This window comes from Glutamicibacter nicotianae (assembly GCF_006539525.1).
GTDB lineage: Bacteria > Actinomycetota > Actinomycetes > Actinomycetales > Micrococcaceae > Glutamicibacter > Glutamicibacter nicotianae.
In genome coordinates, this window is the sequence record NZ_BJNE01000004.1 from 59,227 (window position 1) to 80,653 (window position 21,427).

The window sequence follows — 21,427 nt, forward strand, 5'->3', positions numbered from 1 at the left end:
GCGCCAGCCAGCGTGTGGAGAACCGATGCCTCGGTCTTTTCTAGGCTGGAATGCCCTGCCCTGCGCGGATCATCGGCAAATGCATGATCCCGTCGTCATCACAGTCTTCCCCAGAACGCTGGAACCCGAACTTGCCATACCAGCCCTCCAGCTGGGTCTGGGCGCTAAGCTGGATCTGAGCGTCCGGGGCGCACAGGTCCACGGCACGTTGCGTGAGTTCCCCGGCAAGGCCGCGGCCGCGGGCCTCCGCTGCCGTCGCAACGCGCCCAATGCGCGGAGCGCAGCTGTCGATATCCATGATTCGAACCGTGCTCAGCACTTTTCCGTCCTCGGCAACAACCAGGTGCACCGTGCCGGCATCCAGATCGCGGCCGTCAATGTCCGGACAGCACGAGCGCTGCTCGGCGATGAAGACGTCGGCCCGCAATTTCAAGATTGAGTAGAACAAATCCATGGACAGCTCATCGGGCTTATAGATGGAAATCATGTCGTTCATCGCACAAGACCATCTACGCCGCTCCTCCCAGTTTCCTGCCGGCAACGTGAATCAGCGAATTTGCGCCGAAGAGCATCGCGGCAACCCACAGCAATGGGGGAATGGGAGTAGCCGGGCTGAGCACCAGGCAGAAGATTGGCGAGAATGTGGCGGCCGCCCGAATAAACGTAGCGGTTTCCATGAAGAGCTGTGTGGCCATGGCCGCGTCATTGGTCGCTCCCCCGAGTACTGCGGACCAATCGCGTTCTGCTCTCCTTGCATGCGCAATGCTGGCAGCAGCGCATCCCAACGCGGCAACCACGATTGCTGCGATCCAGAGCCAAATACGCTCCAGCTGGATCATGCCAACCAGTCCTAGCCCTCCGGTCAACAGCAGCAGGCTGATGGCCGAGAAGAGCATCGCGTACAGCGTTGCTTCCCGCACCAGAGCTGCTTCCGATATCCCAAGTGGCTGGGTCAGCTGTTTCTCCGAGACCAGCGGGGCAATGGTCGCGGAAATGCTGAAGGCCAGAATCAGGCAGAGCACCAGGTAGAAAGCCGCTGCACTCAGCGGATTGGCAATCCGCTGGACCGTGGCGGCCAGCGAAAAAGCCAGGAGCAGGAATCCGGCCACCGGATGCCAGCGGCCTGACCGCAGCAAGCGCAGGCAGAGGATGCGCCAGGCCACGGGCAATGCGGCGGTGAGCTTGCTGCCCAGGGTCATCCTGCGGCTGATGGCGGACTGCGCCGGAGCTGCGATGCCCCGCGAGTCGCCCTGCATCAACGTCCCCATGGCCAGTTGCTGGTGCTCTCCTGCCAAGCGCAAGGCCGGGCCCGGAATCCGTTCGACATGGCGATACGCCCAATACGTACTCACCGCGCCCAATGCCAGGACGACAAGCAAGGCGAACAGCCACGCCGCCGGATCCAATGTGGCGGCAGCCACTGCGCCAACCAGATCCTGCGCCCAAGGAATCTGGAACAGCAAGAGCAACCACAACACCGCCACTGCGGTGAGCAGTCCGAGGCCCACCCCATCGCAGATCCGTCGTGCAGCAGCTTGGCGGTTCATTGCTTGGATCGCCGTGGCCGCGTTGGCAAGCCCTGCCCCGGCCGCCGCAAAGCAGGCGAGCCCCAGGACAGCAACTGGAAGCGGGAGCGATCCGGCCAGCCCCAGCATCACGATCAGCCACAGCGCGCCTGCGAAGCTGCTTGCGAAGAGCCCAGTGAGCATCGCATTTCGCCACGCCGGTCGGCGGATTGCCCGGAGCGTGACCGGCAGCGGCAGCCACCAGTCGGCCTTGGCCGCGCTAAGCCCGCACGGTCCCAGATAAATCATGAGCCTGAAGATTGCCAAAGCTGACAGCATCAAAAGCACGAAGGACAGATCCTGCATGCGCCACACGGCGCTGGGCAGCTCTTGGTGGGCTACGCCTTCGCCCAGGAGCACGAACAGCATGCCGAAGAGCGCACTGAAGAGGTAGGCCAACGCAATCAACGCGGCCAGCACCCAGACATAGGCATCGGAAAAGCTGTCGAATTTCTCGGCGAAGTTCCTGCGCTTCCTGGCTCGACGGAGCAGTTCGCGCGGATCGAAGGCAACGCTTTGGCTGGCGGCTGGACTAGCGTTCAAGCCACTGCGCCCCTCGGTGCGGATCAAGCAACTCGCCCTCGTCGGCGTCCAGCAGCAGTACCCGGTCCATGCAGCTTCGCAGCATGAGCGGATCGTGGGTCACCGCCAGCAACGCTGTTCCGCCGCCGCGCAACCCGGCGAGCCGATGGTAGAGCTTGTGCCTGATGCGCAGATCCAGGCGCTGTTCCGGTTCGTCGAGAATCAGCAATTCTGCCGGGCGGATCAGGACCGCGGCCAGCAGCAGCTTGCGACGCTGGCCGGAAGACAGCTCGCCGGGCAGATGACCGGCAACGGCAGTGATTTCAAAGAAGTCGAGTTCCGCTTGGACAGCCTGGCCCCAGTCCTGAAGTCCGTGCCCTCGAGCGACCATTTCCAGATGCTCGCGCACCGTGAGTTCGTCGAAGAATGCGCCATCGGTGACCTGGACGGCGACGGTACGGCGAAAATGCTCCGAGCTTTCATCCACGGGAAGGCCTTGGAACGAGATGCTGCCTTCAAGCGGAATGAGATGCCCCAGGATTGTGCGGATCAGTGTCGATTTCCCGCTGCCATTGGCACCGATAATTCCCACGCCAGCGCCCGGAGACAGCCTCAGGTTGATTGGCCCGCAGATTACCCGGCCGGGATAGCCGATAGCCAGGCCCCTGGTTTCCAGCTCGAATGTGTCGTCTTGACCTGCCTGCATATCCTCGACTCTAATGTCCGGATACAGCTGTGGGCATCGCCCTCACGGATGATGCCTACAGGATGATCAGCTTTCGACAGCCGTTTGGCTGTAGCCTGGCTCGCGCTTCTTGAACCATTTGATGACCATTGAGGTCACCGGAACGAACAGGATTTCCACTGCAGTCTTGTAGATGAAGCCCACCACCACATAATTGATGAAGCTCGGTACATCGGCGATGCCAATCACCGGCGCGGCAATGGCGCAGAAGATCAGGGTATCCAGGAATTCTCCAACACCGCTGGAACCGATAAGCCGGAGAATCAGTCCACGCTCGCCGGAACGTTCCTTGAGTTTGACCAGCACCCATGAATTGGCGAACTGACCCACCAGGAAGCCGCAGGCCGAGGCGACGACGATCTGCCAGATCGGGCCCAGCGTGCGTTCAAGAGCTTCCTGCCCGTCGTAGAACTCGGCTGCCGGCAGCTGGATCATGATCCAGAAGCAGAACACCGCGAAGAATGCCAAGATGAACGTCACGAGGATCGAACGGCGGGCTGCCTTCAATCCATACACTTCCGAAATGACGTCGCCCAGGATATAGGCCAGAGGGAAGAGGAAGAAGCCGCCATCGGTGATGAGCGGTCCGAAGCTGACGCCTTTGGAGGCGCCGATGTTCGAAAGAATCACGACGGCACCCATCAACGTGAGCACCGTGGAGAAGTAAGGGGAACCCGAAGAAGCGAATACCGCGTTCTTGGTTCGAATCAAATTGTTGCCGGCGGTGGAATCGCCCATGAAATTTTCCTTGTCAAAGTGGTTCGCCAGAACACCGCTCACATGGCACAGCCCAACCCATGAATCAACAGGGTGGAGTTGCATGCCTACGCGCTGTCCCGCTGTATTAGCACTTACGCAACAAGTATCCCACGCATAGCTGGGGCCAAGTTCTCACCTGTTGCCGGCCAACCATGTTTCGAGAATCAGGATTTTCTGAAATTCATATCTCACTAGCCATTCTTCGGACTATGAATTCGAGGAAACAAATGGAGCAGTGACCGCTCTCCCGTACTTGAGCGTTAAATTTTTCCTTTTTTGAACGCGTTCAAATAATTGCTAGAATCGAATCCACCCGCTTTCCGTTCAAAGGCCCCATGACAACGCAACCCCGCACCGAAAAAGGTCAGCAGACCCAAGCCAAGCTCTTGGCTACTGCTTTGGAGTGCTTTGCCAAGGATGGGTATAAGGCCTCGAGCATGCGTGTCATTGCCGCGAAGGCAGGGGTCTCCCTGTCGCATGCCTACTACTACTTCAAGTCCAAAGAGGACATCGTTGCCCAACTGCTGCTCAACCTGCGCAGGGAGCAATATGAGCAATGTTCGGGAATGCTCAATGAAGGCAACACGCTCGAAGCCAATATCCGCGCCGTGCTCGATTCGGGCGTCGAAGCGTTGGCCCGGTATCACGATTTCGGGCCGGCATTCCTGCGCTTGATGCTCTCGCGCGACATGGGCAACGACGAGATCTCGCGCATCGAGTTGGAGCTCTGGGAGGAGGTCGTTGCCGGATCCCGCCCATTGCCGCCAATGGGCATCCGACGGGATCTGCCGAAGTTCCTGCTGCTCGTCTCCCGCCAGATCTTCTCCGCATGGGCCTTCGACCAGTCGCCGCAGCAGCGCCGCTCCAGGCTGCTGATGAAGAATATGGCACCGGTTGCCGCCAAGTTTGCCGTGCTCTGCCGTTTGCCCGTGGTGCGCTCGCTCTTTGAAGATGTCCTCGCACTGATGGATCCCGGACCAGCAGAACTCGCCGCGGCAGCCAAGTCGACACCTGCCCAGCTAAGAAGACCCAAGGCCTCCTGAAATGCTGCGCATCGCGCTAGCTGGCAAACACCCAGACACAGAGTTCCGTATCACCGCGGGTTAAGGCGTAAAGTCAAAGATGCCGATAGGTGATCCCTAGCGAACCAAAGGAGAGCGCAGCACTATGAGCGCAACGGCACGAGCACTGCCAAGCTGGACCCACGACTACGCCACGCTGCGTGATCGCATTGCTTCTTTCCCGAACCAGCATGAGATTCGCTCGGTCAACCAGGACGGCGAGGACGTGGAAATCCTCCGCTACTGGCCTGATGCTTCCTGGACAGTGCCAAAGGATGCGCAGCGCTTGATCCTCTTGGGCCCGCCCAACGACAGCACCGCTGCAGAACTCGCCAAGGCAGGCTGGCAGCAAAGCACGACCATGCACCTGCTGGCCGGCAAGCCTGACGATGTCGAGCAGGTAGTCAAGCTCGCCGACACATCCGGGCTTTTCGAAGCTCCCATGGACAACTACGACGTCGTCGAGGTGACCGACTTCGACCGCCCGGTAGCCCGAGGACGAATGCGCTACGGCGAGAACTACGGCTTGCTCACCGACCCGGACCTTTTCTCTCCTGCAGATCCCGATACGGCCCGCCGTGCAGTGCTGGCAAACTTCGCTGGCGCCGCGTTCGGCCATGGACTGCCTTGGCTGCTGCTGGTGGCCACCGCAGAACATGCCCAGCAGCTTCCAGAAGGCTGGTCCAAGGCAACAACGCTCAGCTTCTGGCAGCACGACTAAACCCATTCCCTACCCGCACTACCTGCAATTGAGACTATGACTAATACAAACACCGCTTCTCCAGCAATGACCCTGACCATCGCCGGTTCCGAAGCCACTGGCGGCGCTGGCGCCCAGGCCGACCTGAAGACCTTCCAGGAACTGGGAACCTACGGCATCGTGGCCTTGACCTGCATCGTCTCCTTCGACCCGAAGGATTCCTGGAACCACCGCTTCGTTCCAGTTGACCAGCAGGTCATTGCCGATCAGCTCGAAGCCATCCAGACCTGCTACGAGGGCAAGCTCGGCACGGTCAAGTTGGGCATGATGGGCTCTCCAGCAACGATCAACACCGTCGCCACCGCGCTGAAGTCCCAGGACTGGGAGAACGTGCTGCTGGATCCGGTGCTGATCTGCAAGGGCCAGGAACCAGGCCACGCACTGGACACCGACGAAGCGCTCAAGTCCACCCTGCTGCCGCTGGCTACGTTTGTCACCCCGAACCACTTCGAGGCCGAGCAGCTCTCGGGAATCAAGATCACCACCGAAGATGACCTGGTCGAAGCCGCCAAGAAGATCCACGAGGCCTCCGGCGCAGCGGTCCTGGCCAAGGGCGGTGTCCGCATCGCCGGCGAAGACGCCGTGGACGTGTTCTACGACGGCAGCACCCTTGAGGTATTGCGCGAGAAGAAGATCGGCGAAGTCGCCGTCTCCGGCGCGGGCTGCTCGCTGGCCGCCGCCGTCACTGCAGAGCTGGCCAAGGGCGCGACCCCTCTGGAGGCTGCCCGCACCGCCAAGGCGTTTGTCACCGAAGGCATCCGCAACCGCGTGTCCGGCAAGACCCCGTTTGACGCACTGTGGCAGGGCGGCCGCCGCTAGGCCCCAGCCGCTGGACTTGTTGCTGGCCACCGCCGTTCACGGCGGTGGCCAGCAAATTGCTTTAAGCGTGATCGCAGTCATTGGCCTAAGCCAACCGCACTTGCTATCGTTATTTCGGAAGTGCTCGGAATCAATGCGTGGAGAACCACAGGAAGGGGCGGTCGGCTATGCAAGCCACTTTGACGCTCTGCCCGTTCGTCTGCGCATCGAACGGGGTTGTCAACGTATTTTCCGCTTAGGACACCTGCCTTGGGCGTTGTTCTAGCGCCCCCGAATTCTCGATGCCTCGCAGACCTCAAAACCTTTGACGATTAGAGACTCCGCGCGCCGGTAAAGTGCCCGCGGACCATTTGAGGATTTCCCATGCAGCCATTGACCGAAAAAACCATCCGCTCTTCCTTCATCAACGCCAGCCGCCAAGAAGCGAAGAAATTGACCCTGCCCGAAAACTTCGACTCCCTCGATTGGGATTCGCTCGATTACCTGGGATGGCGCGACCCGAAAATGATGCAGCGCGGCTACCTGCTCCACACCGATGGAACGGGCCGGACCCGTGGCATCCTGCTGCGTCCCACCGACGGTGGCCGCAAGCCGAATAACGCCACCATGTGCGAGATGTGCCGCGATGTGAATATCCCCTGCGCAGTAGGCATGTGGACGACCAAGCGCGCAGGCCAGGCCGGGCGCGACGGCAACACCTTGGGGACCTTGATCTGCCTGAACTTCGAGTGCTCCCGCAACGTTCGGATTCCGCCTCCGAAGAATCCGATCTATCCGAATCCGATGGTCGTCGTTGCCGAGCGAATCCAGCTGCTCGACGAACGCGTGCATAGCTTCCTGAACCGCCTCTAGAAGGCAGGAGGAGCCAAGCCGATTCCGGCTCAACCCGCCCAGCAGGTAGTGAACTGATGAGTAACAAAGCGTCTAAAATTTTCTCAAGGATTAGCGCACTCATCAGGCCTCGCTGGGCGGGTTTGTCGCAGTGGTTCGCGGATTTCATTATGAAATTCCCAAGCCAGCCCGATATCCGGCCAAAGGTCACTATTCAATAACCCCTTGATATATGAGCTGGGTCACCTAAGATTCCAGCTAGGGGTATACGCACTAGCGGACGTTTACCCCGGACGATCATCAAGGCTCGCACTGCTTTAATGTCGCCCGCCCATGACGGGAGCAGTACCGCTATCCAGCCCAGCTAGGAGAATCATGGTCACTCGCCGCACGCAGAGAGTGCCGCGCCTGATTTTGGGATCAGCCACTGCACTTGCACTGGCCGTTACCCTCTCAGGACCGGCAAGCGCAGCAGGAATCCCCCAACCAAGCGACGGCGAAAACGCCGCTTCCCTGCCAATCACCAATTCATCAGCGCTCTCCAATTTGAAAGTCTCCGGACCGCTTGCCAAAGCTACTGGCGAGGTGTCGGTTTACGTTCAGCTCCAAGGCGATGGCGCCTTCGAGACGGTGAAGAAGTCCGGCAAGAAGAAGGATGCCGCCAAGGTCAAGAAGATGGACAAGGAGGTCAAGGCCAAGGGCAAGAAGCTGGCCGCCGAGTCCAACTCGAAGGTCATCTACACCACGCATAACGCACTGCAGGGTGTCGCCCTGACCGGCGATGCCGCAGACCTGCGCAAGCTGGCCGAGCGCAGCGACGTTGCCAAGATCAGCTCCATCGTTCCCAAGAAGCCTTCAAACCGCAGCTCGGTAGTTGACACCGGAGCCCTGGAATCCTGGAAGGCCCTGGACAAGACCGGCGAAGGCGTCAAGGTGGCCGTGCTGGACACCGGCGTGGACTACACCCACGCCAGCTTCGGCGGCCCGGGCACCCTGGAGGCCTACAAGGAAGCCCAGGCCTCTGAAGAGCTGCCCAGCGCAGACTCCGGCCTGATCGACCCCGACAAGTTCATTGGCGGCTGGGACCTGGTCGGCGACGACTACAACGCAAACTCCGACGACCCCACCTACCAGCCAATCCCCCATCCCGACCCGAACCCACTTGACTGCCAGGCCGCCGGGCACGGCTCCCACGTTGCCGGCACCACCGCAGGCTACGGCGTCAACGCCGATGGCTCGACCTTCACCGGAGACTACTCCTCGCTGGACGCCGACGCACTGGCGAAGATGAAGGTCGGCCCGGGCTCGGCCCCTGACGCACAGCTCATCGGCATCCGCGTCTTCGGTTGCGGCGGCTCCTCCGCCGTCGTCGGCCAGGCGCTGGACTACGTCCTCGACCCGAACGGCGACGGCGACTTCTCCGACCGCGCCGACGTGGTCAACATGTCCCTCGGCTCGGATCATTCCCCGGCCAATGACCCTGAGAACGACATTGTCGATGCCCTGAGCGCAGCCGGCATCCTCTCGGTTGTCGCTTCCGGCAACGCTGGCGATGTCACCGACGTGGGCGGTTCCCCGGGCAACTCCCGTTCCTCGCTGACCGTCGCCAACTCCGTCGGCTCGCACGTCACCCTGGACAAGATCCAGATTGACGCTCCAGAAGATGTTGCCGGCTCGGCCTCGGGCCAGTACTCGGCAAACTTCAACTACACCAATGCTGATCCGGCTGCCCTGTCCGGAGAAGCGGTGATGGCTCCGGCCGATAACGCATTCGGTTGCGAGGCGTTCGAAGAGGGTTCGCTGGAAGGCAAGTGGGTTTGGCTGCAGTGGAGCGAAGGCGGCGAGTTCCCTTGCGGTTCCGGCGTCCGCTTCAACAACGCTGAAGCCGCCGGTGCCACCGGCGTCCTCTTGGATGCAGAAACCAACCTGTTCGATGCGGGCATCGCCGGCAACGCGACCATCCCGGGTGCGCAGTTCACCTTGGACGAGTCGAATCGGCTGCGTCCAGCAGCTGAAGCGGGCACGCTGAAGGTGACCCTGTCCCCTGAATTCGTTGGCGGTTCCTCCAGCGAGTCCGGCGTTGGCGACACGTTGAATTCTTCCTCCTCGCGTGGCGTCCACGGTTCCAACGGCGTGGTCAAGCCGGATGTGGCTGCCCCAGGCACCCAGATCGGCTCGGTTGGCGTCGGCACCGGTACCGGCACTGCCGTGATGACCGGTACCTCTATGGCGACCCCGCTGGTCGCTGGCATCGCCGCGCTGGTGCTGGAAGACACGGACTACACCCCGTACGAAGCCAAGAGCATCATCATGAACACCGCGGCCACCGACATCAAGGACGCCGACGGCGAAGCCTACGGTCCTAACCGTGTTGGTTCCGGTCGCGTCATGGCCGATGCGGCACTGCAGACTCCTGCCTTCGCCTACGATTCCGAAGCAGCGGACCTGACCAGCGTGGTCTTCGGCGTCATGGAACTGGACGGCAAGAAGCCGTTCACCGCGAAGCGGGAAATCACCATCGAGAACACCAGCGGCAAGGCGCAGACCTACGATGCCAACTACGTGGCAGCTACCGAGATCCCGGGTGCAACCTTCACCCTGGATCGCAGCAGCGTCACCGTGCCGGCCGGCGGCAGCGCCAAGCTGAATGTCACCCTGAAGGTCGACCCGAAGCAGTGGGCCAAGACCATCGATCCGACCATGGCTACCAGCCAGTCCGGATTGGCCCGTGCCTGGGTCGCCGATGCAACCGGCCGTGTCGAGCTGACTGCTAACGATGCTCCAACCCTGCGCATTCCAGTCCAGGCAGCACCAAAGCTGGCTGCTGACATGGAAGGCAAGCTCAAGAAGCTGAAGAAGGGCGCGGATACCACCAGCCTGAGCCTGAAGGGCAAGGACATCACCGCAGGCGAGGGCGCTACCTCGGTCACCTCGCTGCTCGGCGCTTTCGAGCTCGGCGCTTCGAGCGAACGCGGCGATGACTCGCTGGACAGCATCCCAGCTGCCCGCTCGATGGACCTGCAGCACGTTGGCGCTTCGAGCACCGCAGGCCGAACCGGCATCGCTGACGGACTGCTGAATATCGGCATCTCCACCTGGGAAAACTGGGCCCACCTGGCCGGCGGCACCGAGCTGGATGTCGAGATCGATACCAATGGCGATGGCAAAGCCGACTTCGTGACCTTCAATGCGGCATTCGATGAAGTGGACCTGGACCTGGCGGCGACCTTCAATCTCGCCACCGGCGAGCAGGTTGACCTGCAGCCGGTGAACGGCGTGCTGGGCGATGTCGATACCAACACCTTCGACACCAACGCGGCGATCTTCCCGATCTCCCTGGCGGCACTGGGACTCGATGAGGATTCGGCAGAGATCTCCTACCGTGTTCTGGGCTACTCCTGGTACAACACCGATGAGAACGGTGCAATGATCCCGGTTGACCAGACCGACTGGATCGATTTCAACGTGGCGACGCCACAGGTTGATTTCGGTGCGGAGGGCACCCTGTTCACCGATCTATCCGGAACCAGCATCCCGGTAACTGTCGCTGACAGCTCCAAGGCATCGAAGGCGCTGCTGCTGCACCTGCACAACGGCAGCGGCGACCGCGCCCAGGTTCTGGACGTGACTGACGGAAAGACGAAGGGCAAGAAGTAGGCCTTACGTCTCCCAAAACCAGGCCCGGGGCACTTCCTAGCGAGTAAGGAAGAGCTCCGGGCCTATCACTTTTAATATTCCGTCCTATGGCCTATTGGCTGCGCAGCTTCTCTTCCAGGACGAGCACCGCCGCTTCCCTGACCTTGCCCGCGAATTTGCTGTCGGATTTCGCTTCGGCAGCCAGCGCCTTCGCCATGGTGATGGCCGGAGCCGAATTCACGCATAACGGAACCGTTCCGCCAGCGGCAATGAATTTCACGGCACGCTCGCCCACCGGCACGTGGCCGACCTGCTTGGCTTCGCAGAGATCATCGGAAATCACGATACCGTCGTAGCCCATCTGCTCACGCAGCAACCCGGTAATGATCTTCGAGGAGAACGGCGCATCATTCTTCGCATCGAGCCGGGCATAGCGGGCATTGGAGACCATGACCCAGGACTTGCCCTGCTCGATAGCCTGCTCGAATGGCTGCAGATCGCTGGAGTCCGCACCGATCTTCGTATCTGTCACCCCCGTATTGGTATCAGTATTCTCGGCAACCCTGCCCAGTCCTGGGAAGTGCTTGACCACCGGTTGCACCCCTTGGGCGTGCAGCGCTTCATTGACCATTGCGACGGCTTTGGAAACACCGGCGGCGTCATGGGCGTACTCGCGGCCGAAGTAGCCGATGGGTGCGTTGCTGGTGCCGATGCTGGATGGAACAACGTCAGCCACCGGAGCCAGATTCACGTTGATGCCGGCTTCAGCCAGCTGCTTTCCGGCGGTTCCCACTTCGCGTTCCAGCTTCGAGGTGGACCACTGGCCCTGCTTCAACGCCGTGGGCAGTTCGGCAAAACCGTCGCCCTGGAGCACCCGGACAAAGCCTCCCTCCTGATCGGTGGCCACCCAGACCGGCAGCTGCCCGGGAATGCTGGAGTCCAGGTCCTGGGTAATTTTTTGGACCTGGGCAGCAGTCTGCTTGACCGCCAGCTGGGAACGCCCGCGCAGGAAGACATTGGAAATCCCCTGCTTCTTCATCGCTGAAATTTCCGCGGCGGATGCGCCGGTTGCCGGAACACCCGCCATCACCAGGCTCGCTGCCTGTTCGCTGGCGCTCAACTCGTCAACCAATTCTTCGGCTTGCTGGCGCAACGAAGGCTCTTTGCTCTGGCTAGGGGTTGAACTCTCCTCAACGCCGGCAGTGCTCGACGGGCTTGGAGAGTCCGGCTGCGCGGGCGCACTCGTGCCGCTCGGGCTGCTGGCGCTGGGGGCGGGCGTGCTTGGAGCTGGTTCTCCGGCATTCGGCGCACTGCAGCTGGCGAGCATCGCTGTCATCAGGATTCCGGCTGACATGATCTGCATGGCACGGGTCATCATGAATTCATCCTCCCACCGGAAACTGCGAAGTTCCCGTAGAGCCGCCATTTTTTGCCGTTGGCCGGCCTCAGGCGCGCACCACCAGCAGCTCGTCCCAGTCGGTGGTGTAGCGCTGCGAGATATGCTCCCGTTTCATCGACCATTCGGGGCTCCTGGCCAATCCGGCATGCCCCAGGCCGATGGACTTGGCGCCGAATCGAAGCGAAATGTCCTGGACAACCGAGGAGACATTTTCCTGTTCCTGCGCAGCTGGGTCAACGTTCTGGCCAAAGAGATCCAGCTGCTGCTCGCCGGGGGTGTCGCTGAGCCCGGAGAGGATCACTCCCCCGCGGACGTAGTCCATTCCCGGTTGCATCAGATCCCGCATCGCGGCGATGGCCAGCTTGCTGAGCAGGATCGGATCCCGGGTCGGCCGTGGCAGTCTCACCTGGGCACTGGGGAATGACGCCTCTCCGCGCGCGAAGCGGCTGGTGCCTGCGGTGACGGTGAGCAGTGAAGCGTAGCGGCCTTCGCTCGCCAATCGGCTGGCGGCCTTCTGCGCATAGATGGACATGACTTCCTCCATCGCCTCATAGGTGCGCACCGGCGTGGAGAAGGAGCGTGTGAACATGACTTGGCCGCGGTCCGCGCGTTCTTCCACCGGACCGATGCAGCGTTGCCCATTGAGCTCGAATACCGTGCGCTGCAGGACAACCGAAAATTTCTTGCGGATCGCCAATGGGTCGGCCGCTTGGAGGTCAGCGATGGTTTCAATGCCCATGGCCGCAAGCTTGGCACCGGTTTTGCGTCCTACGCCCCAGACATCGGTCACCGGGACCCGGTTCATGATGCTGTCCAGGACCTCGGGATCCATGAGCTGCTGGACGCAGACGCCTCCGAGCCCCGGATTGTGCTTGGCGATGTGGTTGGCCAGCTTCGCCAGGGTTTTGGTGGATGAAACACCGACGCAGACCGGCACGCCAATCGTCTTGTCGATGGCGGCACGGATCTGGGCGGCGGTGCTGCGCACCTGCTCCAGGTTGCCTTCCAGCCCGACGAACGATTCATCGATGGAATACACTTCATGCCAAGTCCCGAAGCGCCCGAGCAATTCCATGACCCGGGCAGACATGTCGCCGTATAGCTCATAGTTGCTCGACCGCACCGCAAGGTTGTGCGAGTCCATGTAGCGCTGGACCTTGAAGAACGGCTCGCCGGTCGGAATGCCCAGGTCCTTGGCTTCCTGAGAGCGCGCCACCACGCAGCCGTCATTGTTCGACAGCACCACCACCGGGCGATTGCGCAGCGAGTAGTCGAAGGCCCGCTCGCAGGAGACGTAGAAATTATTGACGTCCACCAGGGAGACGTGATCAGCGGACATGATGCAAGCACCTGGTGATGACGCCGAAGACGCTGACTTCATCGCCTTCGGCCAAGATGACCGGCAAGGGCGATTCATCGCTGAGCAACCCGACCTGCTGGCCGTCGATCTGCCAGCGGCGCACCAGCATCTGGCCATTCAGGTTGACGATGACCACCGATCCGTGGCGCACGGAAAGGGACCGGTCCACAATCACCTCATCGCCATCGAAGATCCCCGCTGACTGCATGGCATGGCCCGAGACGCGCATGATGAAGGTGGATACACGGTCGCGGACCAGCAACCGGTTCAGGTCCAGTCCGCCGTCGAAGTAATCGCGCGCTGGCGAGGGGAAACCCATCGCCGAAACCGCTTGCACCGGCCCTTGGGTTGCTCCCGGAGGCATCAGCTCCTGCTCTTCAGCCACACCCCACCACCTTCTAGTACAAATATTCGAATACTTGAATTGTAGCGCGTTAACCAGCGTCATGCTTCCGGCGAGCGCCTACCCCACGGACTCGGCCACGGCGCGCTGGCGGCGAACGCCGCCCCGCGCCGTGCGGCCCAGGAGCACCGCGGGCAGGATGATCGCCAGCAGCGTCACGGCACCGGAGACTACGATGATCGTGCGGGCGGGGCCCACGAGCAGTCCCGGGGTGCCGATCAGGTAGCCCAGGGCAACCATGATGTTGATGAGCATCCGCAGCTGGGCCCAGGCAGCGCCATGGCGGCTTTCCGGCACATGCTCGTAGATGGCAGTGCGCACACCGGTGTTGTGCAGCCCGTTGCCCAGGCCGCCGGCCAGGAACACCATCGCCAAGCCGACCGCGTTGGCCCAGAGCCCTTCGATGAGGATCGATGTACCCACCAGCCCGCCACCGAGCAAAATCGGCAGGGAGCTTCGGGCACCGAAGCGCCGATTGCCTCCCAACAGGGAACCGAGCACCGCGCCGACGGACCAGGCACCGAGCAACACCGCATATCCCGTGTCGCTATCGGTGATCTCGCGCAGGTAGAACACCCCCGCAACCCCTTCAGCTGCGGTAAACAGGACGATCGCCGCTACTGGCAGCAGCAGGATCCGCAGTCGCGGATGGCGTACGAGCGCGGCACCGCCACCAGTAATCCTGGCATTAGGAGCGGGCTCAGAACCTGTCTGAACCTCATGCCGTCTGGCTGCCAGCGAGCGCGACAGGACCACGGCCGCCATTGCCAATCCCAGGAATCCCGCCGTCGCACACCACAGCACCGCACCGATCCCTGCCCTCGCGAAGGCGATCGAAGCGATTGCCGGCGCAATAATCCCGGCCAGGGAGGTAGCCACGACAAGGAAGCTGCTGGCACGGGCAAGGCTGAAGCCACCGCGGATGCGCGGAATGATCTTGAAGACCACCGCACCGTTGATCACCGCGCAAACACTGGCCACCGACATCAAGGCAAGGCTCAGGAGAATATTAGCGAAAATAGCCATCACCGCAAAAATCCCGATATGCACGCAGAGGTTCAGGATCCACACCCGGAACAGGGCAGCACCGTCAACCCAACGCCCAATGGCCGGAGCAGCAAGGATCGGCGGAACCAGGCCAATCAAAAATAATGCTGTCACGCCCCATGACCCCAGCTGGTCCGCGGATTCAAGGGTCAAGGCAAAGAGCGCCATCCCCTCACCAAGCATGGATAGCAGCGCAATCACGCAGAACAGGACGCAACGCACTGACGACCGCACCTGCACCCCGTCCCTTCGCACATGCCGCATGGATCTGGAGGTTCTATCCTATGGGTAGGAGGATCCGCCTCCAAGGACATCTCTCACCCAAGGAGTCTCGTGAAAGTTTTACTTGTCAGTTGCGGAGATGTCGCCACAGAGGCCGGACTGCGCTTCGAGCAGGCGGGCCATCGCATCACCGCTTGGCGGCGCAACAGCAGCAAGCTGCCCGCCGGATTCGACGGGCACAGCGCAGATCTGCTCGATGCGTCCCAGTGGCCAAGCATTGATCCCGGCACCGAGATCGCCGTGCTCACCCCCGTACCGGCAACCCGCGATGCCGAGGGCTACACGCGCAGCTATCTGCAGGTCGCCCAGGAACTGGTTTCCCGGCTGGAAACGCAATGCCCCGCTCTTCGCCGGCTAATCTATGTCTCCTCCACCGCGGTCATGGGCGGCGGCAACGGAGAGCTCGTCGACGAATCGGCGCCGCTGTCACCAGCCACCCCCACCGCGAAGGTTCTTGCGCAAACCGAGGAGGCGCTCGCCGGAAGCGGCCTGCCGGTCACCATCCTGCGGGCCTCCGGGATCTACGGTCCGGGCCGCACGCGCTTGATTGACCAAGTCCGCGCGGGCACCGCTCAATTGCCAACGCAGTCCCACTGGACCAACCGCATCCACCGCGATGATCTGGCAGCGGCGATTGTCCACGTCGCCGGGCTGGGCGAGCATGCTGCCGGGCTCTATCTGGCCAGCGACAGCACCCCCGCCCAGTTGGGCGAGGTCTACCAGTTCCTGGCCAAGGAACTTGGTCTTCCGGAGCCGGACATGGCGGGACAGGCCCCGGCTCGAAGGGCCGCCGACCGCAGGCTCGATAATGCCAGGCTGCTCGCCAGCGGGCTTGAACTGCAGTATCCGGGATATGCAGAGGGCTACCGCGCGATCCTTGCCGGGACGTCAGTCCGACATCCGTAAAGGGCAATAAGGACAGCAATAAAAGCAAACCGGCTTGCGGCGCATCTGAACGATGCACCGCAAGCCGGTTCCCTTATTTCGTTCCGGGTGTGGACCGAAACGCCTAGAAACCCTTGCGCAATGGGTTGAAGTGCCGGGCAATGCCGGGAACCTGCTGGCCGGCAATCTGGGCGGCCAGGATCTTGCCAGTCAGCGGGCCGAGGGCAACGCCCCACATGCCGTGGCCGCCACCGACCGAAACCCGCGAAGATGCGGTCTGGCCGATCAATGGCAGGCCGTCGGCGGTGCATGGGCGTCCGCCCACCCATTCCTCCTTGCGGTTCTCCCAGTTGATGCCCTTGTAGACCGGGGTCGCCGCGGCAACGATGGCCTCGATGCGCTTCGGCTCCAGCTTGTGGTTGGCGTCGCGGAACTCCATGGTTCCGGCGATGCGGAAGCGATCGCCCAGCGGGGTGCAGGCAACGCGCTGGGTCGGGAAGTAGATCGGATGCGTTGGCATGTCCTCTGGCTCAACGGTGAACGAGTAGCCGCGGCCCGCCTGGACCACGACGTTCACGCCGAACTTGCTGGCCATGTCGGTCATCCACGCGCCGGTTGCCAGCACCACGTGATCCGCGGTGATTGCACGGCCTTCGGAACCGATGACGGTGACCGAACCGCCGTTGTCGCGCACATCAGTGACATTGAACGCGCCAATGATGTCGCCTCCGCGGGCAATCACGGACTCGGCCAGCGAATCCATGAACTTCGGCGGGTTGATGTAGCGCTGGTTCTTGATGGCCACACCGGCAGCGACCTTATTGGACAGGGTCGGTTCAATGCCGCGCAGCTCATCGCCGGTGAGCAATTCGTACTCGACATTGCCGCCGGTCTTCTCGATCATTTCGAATTCGTGCAGCAGCGCATCACGGTCGCTGAGCGAGGTGAAACCGGTCAAGAATGGTTCAGCGGGCTTGGTCAGCTCCTGCACGCCAGGTCCTGCTGTGGTCGACTGCGCGATTTCGTCAAAGGCATCCAGACCGGTTGCGCCGATTTCCGAGAAGACCCGCATGGCTTCTTCCCACTTCTTCGGGGTCGAGTGCCATGCGAAGCCGATGAGGAAGCGCAGCAGCTTGGCGTCGGCTCTCAGCGGGATGTAGAGCGGCGATGCAGGGTCAAGCATCATCTTCAGGCCGTTCTTGAAAATCGACGGCTCGGCGATAGGCAGGGTCAGGGCCGGGGTCAGCCAGCCGGCATTGCCCCAAGAGGATCCGGATGCGACGCCGCCACGGTCCACAACGGTGACTTTAATGCCCGCTTCCTGCAGATACCACGCGGTCGACAGTCCAACAAAGCCGGCGCCCACAACAACTACATGATCTGGCACGTTTCCTCCAGCCATGATCCACTCTCCTAGCATTTCGGCGGGCTCTCCACACGAGCCCGCATGTGTTCACTGTCGCGCGATCCCCAGGGAAAATCAACGCGTGCTGACGATTCGACGGTGAGCGCCACCACAGTGGCGCCAAGTTCGCTCTTTTTGCGGAAAATTATGGCTTACCCCAAATTTCCAACAAAGACTTGGCCGTGCATGACAACTTTCCCCATTGACTGCGTCACCATGGCGCAACGGGAACTTTTGCCGAATCGCGTCCTGCGTAGACTGGAGGCAAGCGATTTGCCAACCCTGCCGATCAGCCATTTCTAAGGAACCGCACCACACTTATGGCCTCACGTAAACCAGCCAAGAAGAAGCCTGCCCAGGGCCACCCAGCCCGCCGTACCGGCGCCAGCAACGTGCCTTTCGAGTCGGAAGTGCGCCAAGCTCTTCAGCCATTCAAGTCCTCGCTCTTCCGCCACTTCCATGAAGAGGGCCAATCAGCCAGCGAGACCCGTGCAGCGCTGGAAGGCCTGACCACCCTGCTGACCGTTCATGCCCAGCTGCGCAAGAGCGTTGACGTCAAAACCCTGGATCCGACGATTCTGGGCGAGCAGCTCGGCCACCTGACCTCGCTGGGCAAGGAAGTTTCGGAAGCCAGCGCTGCGATCCTCAAGCATTACCTGACCTTCCTGGGCACGACCGCTAATTTCGGCGGAAGCGTGGATGAGTTCAAGCAGACCTTCGAGTTCCTCTCCCGCATGGCCGGGGATTCGCCAATTGTGGCCCCTTACCTCGAAGATGACGAGGCCAACGGCAACCTCGAAGCGATGCCTTTCGTTTTCGCGGCTCGCGAATTGATCGACTGGGTTGGCGAAGGCAAGCCAACGACCCCTGCTGGAGTGCTCACCGGCCAGACGCTGCAGGATGCAGCCGGCGCACTTGGCTTATTCGTCAAGGTAGATGAGTCAGCCGGCATTCCAGAGGATTCCCAGTGGGAGCCGGAAGACGGCACGGTTGTTTCGTCGCTGGCCGACGTTCCACGCCTGTCGGCATATTGGGATGCCTTGATCGGCACGGCCATGCTGCGCTACGAGGCACCGAACGCGACCCCCACGGAGTCGCTCAGCGATGCACTGCTGGCCTCCAGCGGGCAAGGCGCACGCCTGGTCAAGGAGTTGATTGCCGAGGTTCTCTATTCGCATATCCTGATCAACACCTTGGAGGAGCCTGGCAAGGCGCAGATCGCCGAGATGGTAGCCGGCGTATTGAGCAATGCCGCGTCATCAACCCCGCCGCGTGCCGAGTTTGCGTTGCAGGTTCCAACCGAAGAAGACCTGCCCGCCGAGCAGCATCACCTGATTGCCAGCCTCGAAGAGGTGGTCCCCCAGGTCGAGTCACTGCTGCGGGTTTTCGAACGCGAAGGCCTTGTCGAGATCAACGACGAGATCACGGTTCCCGTTGTCTTGCGTTCTTCGCTGGAACGCGCTCTGGCCAAGGTTTCGGATCACGTCTTGAAGGGCGCCGAAGAAGCAGCAGATCCTCAGGCTTAGGGCTCCAAAAACGACGAAGGTGCGGGAACGATCAAGTTCCCGCACCTTCGTCGTTGAATCATCGATCAGATGCTGCGCGTCGCCAACTCGGCGTCATGCCGTGGCAGGCGATCAAACCATGGGTTCTCGCCCGGCTTGCCAACATTGACGACCAGGAAGGACTTATGGTTGTTGCCTGCGTTAATCGCGGCATCTACCGCATCGCTGTCAAAGCCACCCATCGGGCCAGCCGCCAGACCAACTGCGCGGACAGCCATGATGAAGTAGCCAGCCTGCAGCCACGCATTATTGCTGCCCACTGCGGTGCGGACTCCAGCGTCCTGGAACATCTCCTTGCGTTCCGGAGCGTGGGGGAAGAAATTCGCGAATTCCTCGTGCCACTCGGTATCGAACGATAGAACAGCCAAGGCAGGTGCCGAAAGCGCCTTCGCGGCATTGCTTCCGGGCATGGTGCTCGCTACTGCCTGACGCGCTTCAGGACTCTTGATCCAGGTGATGCGCAACGGCTGATTGTTCATCATCGTCGGCCCCATTTTCATGGCCTCATAGATTGCGTCCAGCACGTCGTCGGTCACCGGTTCATCGCTGAACGAATTGGCGCTGCGGGCTTCGAAGAACAGCTGATCTGCGGCTGCCTGGCCGATAGCCATCGATTCGTAAAGGTTGGTTTCTGCCTGGACGCTCATGCGGACTCGCTTTCAAGACGGGAAGTTCTCTCCCTAGGCACAACGCCACGTCCTTCAAGCCAATTCCAAGCTAAGATGTGAGTCAGAGCACAGAACTGTGGTCTGGAGTTAAGTTATAAAAGGTACGTTGCATTACTGACAGACAGCGGCGTGCGATGGGGGCACAGCGCCGATGAAAGATCAGTCCGTTTACGCAATGCAACGTACCTTTTAATCACCCTTGGATCCTCAGTGATGCCACTCGCAAAACACCACCGAGTACCTTCTCGGTGATCGGTCTTCACCGATACATGTCTAACTTATCGCGTCCTGCAAAATTCCGAAATCATACTTTAGTAGGAGGGCAGGAGTCAGAACGGGATACTCGCGCGCAGTCTCCAAACACCATTTTTGGCATCGGTTGCAAACTTTCCACCGAATGCCCGCATTCTGTCGCCCATGCCGATCAGCCCCGTCCCGCCCTCCGGAAGGCCACTCGCTTTCTTGCCAGAATTCTCTATCTGATTAGTAATTTCCAGGACAGCTTCAGCTCCGACGACCGTGAGGCTGAAAGTGCACTTCGCGCCTAAAGCCCCGTGCTTTATCACATTCGTTGTACCTTCTTGCATGACGCGGTAAATCGCAGTCTGGGCAGAACGGGGCAATTCGGAAATTTTCTCATCCGTGGTGGAGCTCACCTTGAAATTTGCATCCTTTAGCCTCTGGACAAAAAGTTCGGCGCCCTGAAGCGCATACACAGTTGTAGCGGCCGGCTTGTCATTGCTGCGGGACAAAGAATCAGCCATGGTTCCGTCGGCCCTCAGGACATTGAGCATCAGGCGCAAGTCATGCAAGGTTTCCGTACTCAGTTTGGCGATGATATCGAGCGCTTCAAGAGCCTTCTGCCCATCGTTGGCGAATTTCGCGGCCTTCGACTGCATGGCCACAACCGTTATGTCATGGGCGACAATATCGTGCAGGTCCCGGGCGATGTTCTTTCTCTCCCGGTCGACAGCAAGACGAGTCTGCTCTTCGACAGTTTGCATTTGCTGTTGCGCAACGGCATTCTTCTCTCGCAGCAAGTAGATGCTTCGCGTCACGACATAGGCCATGGCTGCCAAGGGCACAATCGCGATCAGAAGCACAGCGTCGTTATGCGCTTGGAAGGCGAATTGCACGGCCCACGCCAGGCAGAGGGTCAAGTAGGCGGCGCGGATGCTGCGCGCCGAAGCAGTGGCCGCCAATGCGGAAAACGCCATGAAGGACACGATGGCCCAGAAGAACATCACGCCATCAGCCAGGAAGAAGAATGCCACGGCAACGAACAGGCCCAGAGAGGCAGCGGTCCAGCGCAGTCCTAGGAAGAGGATGACGCAGAGCCCAAGGCCCACCAGGGCGCCTCGAACGGAACGGTCCGTCGAATCTGCGAGGCCATCTTGCAGGAGGGTGATGACCTCGCTGCTGGACACGGCCAGCAGCACCACGATCCCTACCCAGACAATGACACCCCGGCCAGCGAAAAGCCTGGCCAGGGTGCCTTTGAGTCGTTCATTCATATGCCGAATGATTCACGGCGATGTCAATCAAGTCAAATGGCGATGCCTTAGGGGCAGGCCACTCCGTAGTTCCGACAGAACCAATCAGCAAAATCCGTGCCCCAACCAGCAGGCGTGGCAACCGAACCGCCGTTAATGGCCGATGCCGGAGCAGCGGAGGCCGGAGCAGCAACCACTGCTACAGGCGACAGTGCCAATGCG

Annotated in this window: 18 protein-coding genes; 7 read left to right on the forward strand and 11 right to left on the reverse strand. The window is 61.1% G+C overall.

From position 1 onward, the window contains the following. Window positions 1-40: 40 nt before the first annotated feature. The 4 genes from ANI01nite_RS06525 to ANI01nite_RS06540 all read right to left on the reverse strand — a co-directional run bounded on the left by ANI01nite_RS06525 (window position 41) and on the right by ANI01nite_RS06540 (window position 3,570). The gene (locus ANI01nite_RS06525) at window positions 41-496 is read right to left on the reverse strand and encodes a GNAT family N-acetyltransferase (protein ID WP_141356844.1); all 456 of its coding nucleotides are present in this window, start codon (window positions 494-496) and stop codon (window positions 41-43) included. Between the two features lie 13 nt (window positions 497-509). Then, a complete protein-coding gene (locus ANI01nite_RS06530) occupies window positions 510-2,108 on the reverse strand; it encodes a DUF6297 family protein (RefSeq protein WP_141356846.1) in 1,599 nt (532 codons plus the stop codon). Next, entirely contained in the window at window positions 2,098-2,793 is a 696-nt protein-coding gene (locus tag ANI01nite_RS06535; RefSeq protein ID WP_141356848.1) for an ABC transporter ATP-binding protein, read from the reverse strand. Before ANI01nite_RS06535 ends, ANI01nite_RS06530 begins: the two co-directional genes overlap by 11 nt. 66 nt (window positions 2,794-2,859) lie before the next feature. Then, complete coding sequence (locus ANI01nite_RS06540) at window positions 2,860-3,570, reverse strand: queuosine precursor transporter (protein WP_066143848.1); 711 nt, start codon at window positions 3,568-3,570, stop codon at window positions 2,860-2,862. A gap of 356 nt (window positions 3,571-3,926) precedes the next feature. Here ANI01nite_RS06540 and ANI01nite_RS06545 point away from each other — a divergent pair, with 356 nt between their 5' ends. The 5 genes from ANI01nite_RS06545 (at window position 3,927) to ANI01nite_RS06565 (ending at window position 10,719) form a co-directional block, all read left to right on the forward strand. Next, the gene (locus ANI01nite_RS06545; protein WP_141356850.1) at window positions 3,927-4,634 is read left to right on the forward strand and encodes a TetR/AcrR family transcriptional regulator; all 708 of its coding nucleotides are present in this window, start codon (window positions 3,927-3,929) and stop codon (window positions 4,632-4,634) included. A 124-nt stretch (window positions 4,635-4,758) separates the two neighbouring features. Further along, the gene (locus ANI01nite_RS06550) at window positions 4,759-5,373 is read left to right on the forward strand and encodes a hypothetical protein (RefSeq protein ID WP_038992501.1); all 615 of its coding nucleotides are present in this window, start codon (window positions 4,759-4,761) and stop codon (window positions 5,371-5,373) included. A 36-nt stretch (window positions 5,374-5,409) separates the two neighbouring features. Further along, the gene (locus tag ANI01nite_RS06555) at window positions 5,410-6,231 is read left to right on the forward strand and encodes a hydroxymethylpyrimidine/phosphomethylpyrimidine kinase (RefSeq protein ID WP_121866045.1); all 822 of its coding nucleotides are present in this window, start codon (window positions 5,410-5,412) and stop codon (window positions 6,229-6,231) included. Between the two features lie 363 nt (window positions 6,232-6,594). Next, complete coding sequence (locus tag ANI01nite_RS06560) at window positions 6,595-7,083, forward strand: FBP domain-containing protein (RefSeq protein WP_141356852.1); 489 nt, start codon at window positions 6,595-6,597, stop codon at window positions 7,081-7,083. 564 nt (window positions 7,084-7,647) lie between these two features. After that, window positions 7,648-10,719, forward strand: coding sequence for a S8 family serine peptidase (locus ANI01nite_RS06565; protein ID WP_255314439.1), 3,072 nt, complete (start codon window positions 7,648-7,650; stop codon window positions 10,717-10,719). A 91-nt stretch (window positions 10,720-10,810) separates the two neighbouring features. Here ANI01nite_RS06565 and ANI01nite_RS06570 read toward each other — a convergent pair whose 3' ends face one another. From ANI01nite_RS06570 to ANI01nite_RS06585, 4 genes are all read right to left on the reverse strand, one after another. Next, on the reverse strand, window positions 10,811-12,076 hold the full coding sequence (locus ANI01nite_RS06570) for a glycoside hydrolase family 3 N-terminal domain-containing protein (protein WP_170214589.1): 1,266 nt from the start codon (window positions 12,074-12,076) through the stop codon (window positions 10,811-10,813). A 67-nt stretch (window positions 12,077-12,143) separates the two neighbouring features. Then, complete coding sequence (locus ANI01nite_RS06575; protein ID WP_141356858.1) at window positions 12,144-13,436, reverse strand: Y-family DNA polymerase; 1,293 nt, start codon at window positions 13,434-13,436, stop codon at window positions 12,144-12,146. After that, window positions 13,426-13,842, reverse strand: coding sequence for a LexA family protein (locus ANI01nite_RS06580; protein WP_084083942.1), 417 nt, complete (start codon window positions 13,840-13,842; stop codon window positions 13,426-13,428). The genes ANI01nite_RS06575 and ANI01nite_RS06580 overlap by 11 nt, the downstream gene beginning before the upstream one ends. Window positions 13,843-13,920: 78 nt before the next feature. Further along, a complete protein-coding gene (locus tag ANI01nite_RS06585) occupies window positions 13,921-15,075 on the reverse strand; it encodes an MFS transporter (RefSeq protein ID WP_170214590.1) in 1,155 nt (384 codons plus the stop codon). Between the two features lie 165 nt (window positions 15,076-15,240). Here ANI01nite_RS06585 and ANI01nite_RS06590 point away from each other — a divergent pair, with 165 nt between their 5' ends. Beyond that, window positions 15,241-16,095 carry an NAD-dependent epimerase/dehydratase family protein gene (locus ANI01nite_RS06590; protein ID WP_066143821.1) on the forward strand — a complete coding sequence of 285 codons (855 nt, stop codon included), beginning with the start codon at window positions 15,241-15,243 and terminating at the stop codon, window positions 16,093-16,095. Between the two features lie 103 nt (window positions 16,096-16,198). Here the strand turns inward: ANI01nite_RS06590 and ANI01nite_RS06595 are convergent, their stop codons facing one another. Continuing rightward, entirely contained in the window at window positions 16,199-17,476 is a 1,278-nt protein-coding gene (locus ANI01nite_RS06595; RefSeq protein ID WP_170214591.1) for an NAD(P)/FAD-dependent oxidoreductase, read from the reverse strand. Window positions 17,477-17,799: 323 nt separating this feature from the next. Here ANI01nite_RS06595 and ANI01nite_RS06600 point away from each other — a divergent pair, with 323 nt between their 5' ends. Then, on the forward strand, window positions 17,800-19,005 hold the full coding sequence (locus tag ANI01nite_RS06600) for a hypothetical protein (RefSeq protein ID WP_141356866.1): 1,206 nt from the start codon (window positions 17,800-17,802) through the stop codon (window positions 19,003-19,005). A 65-nt stretch (window positions 19,006-19,070) separates the two neighbouring features. Here ANI01nite_RS06600 and ANI01nite_RS06605 read toward each other — a convergent pair whose 3' ends face one another. After that, the gene (locus tag ANI01nite_RS06605) at window positions 19,071-19,691 is read right to left on the reverse strand and encodes a malonic semialdehyde reductase (protein WP_141356868.1); all 621 of its coding nucleotides are present in this window, start codon (window positions 19,689-19,691) and stop codon (window positions 19,071-19,073) included. A 350-nt stretch (window positions 19,692-20,041) separates the two neighbouring features. After that, entirely contained in the window at window positions 20,042-21,226 is a 1,185-nt protein-coding gene (locus ANI01nite_RS06610) for a sensor histidine kinase (protein WP_141356870.1), read from the reverse strand. Window positions 21,227-21,427: the final 201 nt, after the last annotated feature.

Bases quoted from the DNA above. Each gene is read 5' to 3' on its own strand.
- ANI01nite_RS06525 (WP_141356844.1), bottom strand. From the start codon at position 496: ATGAACGACATGATTTCCATCTATAAGCCCGATGAGCTGTCCATGGAT.
- ANI01nite_RS06535 (WP_141356848.1), bottom strand. From the start codon at position 2,793: ATGCAGGCAGGTCAAGACGACACATTCGAGCTGGAAACCAGGGGCCTG.
- ANI01nite_RS06540 (WP_066143848.1), bottom strand. From the start codon at position 3,570: ATGGGCGATTCCACCGCCGGCAACAATTTGATTCGAACCAAGAACGCG.
- ANI01nite_RS06545 (WP_141356850.1), top strand. From the start codon at position 3,927: ATGACAACGCAACCCCGCACCGAAAAAGGTCAGCAGACCCAAGCCAAG.
- ANI01nite_RS06550 (WP_038992501.1), top strand. From the start codon at position 4,759: ATGAGCGCAACGGCACGAGCACTGCCAAGCTGGACCCACGACTACGCC.
- ANI01nite_RS06555 (WP_121866045.1), top strand. From the start codon at position 5,410: ATGACTAATACAAACACCGCTTCTCCAGCAATGACCCTGACCATCGCC.
- ANI01nite_RS06560 (WP_141356852.1), top strand. From the start codon at position 6,595: ATGCAGCCATTGACCGAAAAAACCATCCGCTCTTCCTTCATCAACGCC.
- ANI01nite_RS06570 (WP_170214589.1), bottom strand. From the start codon at position 12,076: ATGATGACCCGTGCCATGCAGATCATGTCAGCCGGAATCCTGATGACA.
- ANI01nite_RS06575 (WP_141356858.1), bottom strand. From the start codon at position 13,436: ATGTCCGCTGATCACGTCTCCCTGGTGGACGTCAATAATTTCTACGTC.
- ANI01nite_RS06585 (WP_170214590.1), bottom strand. From the start codon at position 15,075: ATGGCGCTCTTTGCCTTGACCCTTGAATCCGCGGACCAGCTGGGGTCA.
- ANI01nite_RS06595 (WP_170214591.1), bottom strand. From the start codon at position 17,476: ATGGCTGGAGGAAACGTGCCAGATCATGTAGTTGTTGTGGGCGCCGGC.
- ANI01nite_RS06600 (WP_141356866.1), top strand. From the start codon at position 17,800: ATGGCCTCACGTAAACCAGCCAAGAAGAAGCCTGCCCAGGGCCACCCA.
- ANI01nite_RS06605 (WP_141356868.1), bottom strand. From the start codon at position 19,691: ATGAGCGTCCAGGCAGAAACCAACCTTTACGAATCGATGGCTATCGGC.
- ANI01nite_RS06610 (WP_141356870.1), bottom strand. From the start codon at position 21,226: ATGAATGAACGACTCAAAGGCACCCTGGCCAGGCTTTTCGCTGGCCGG.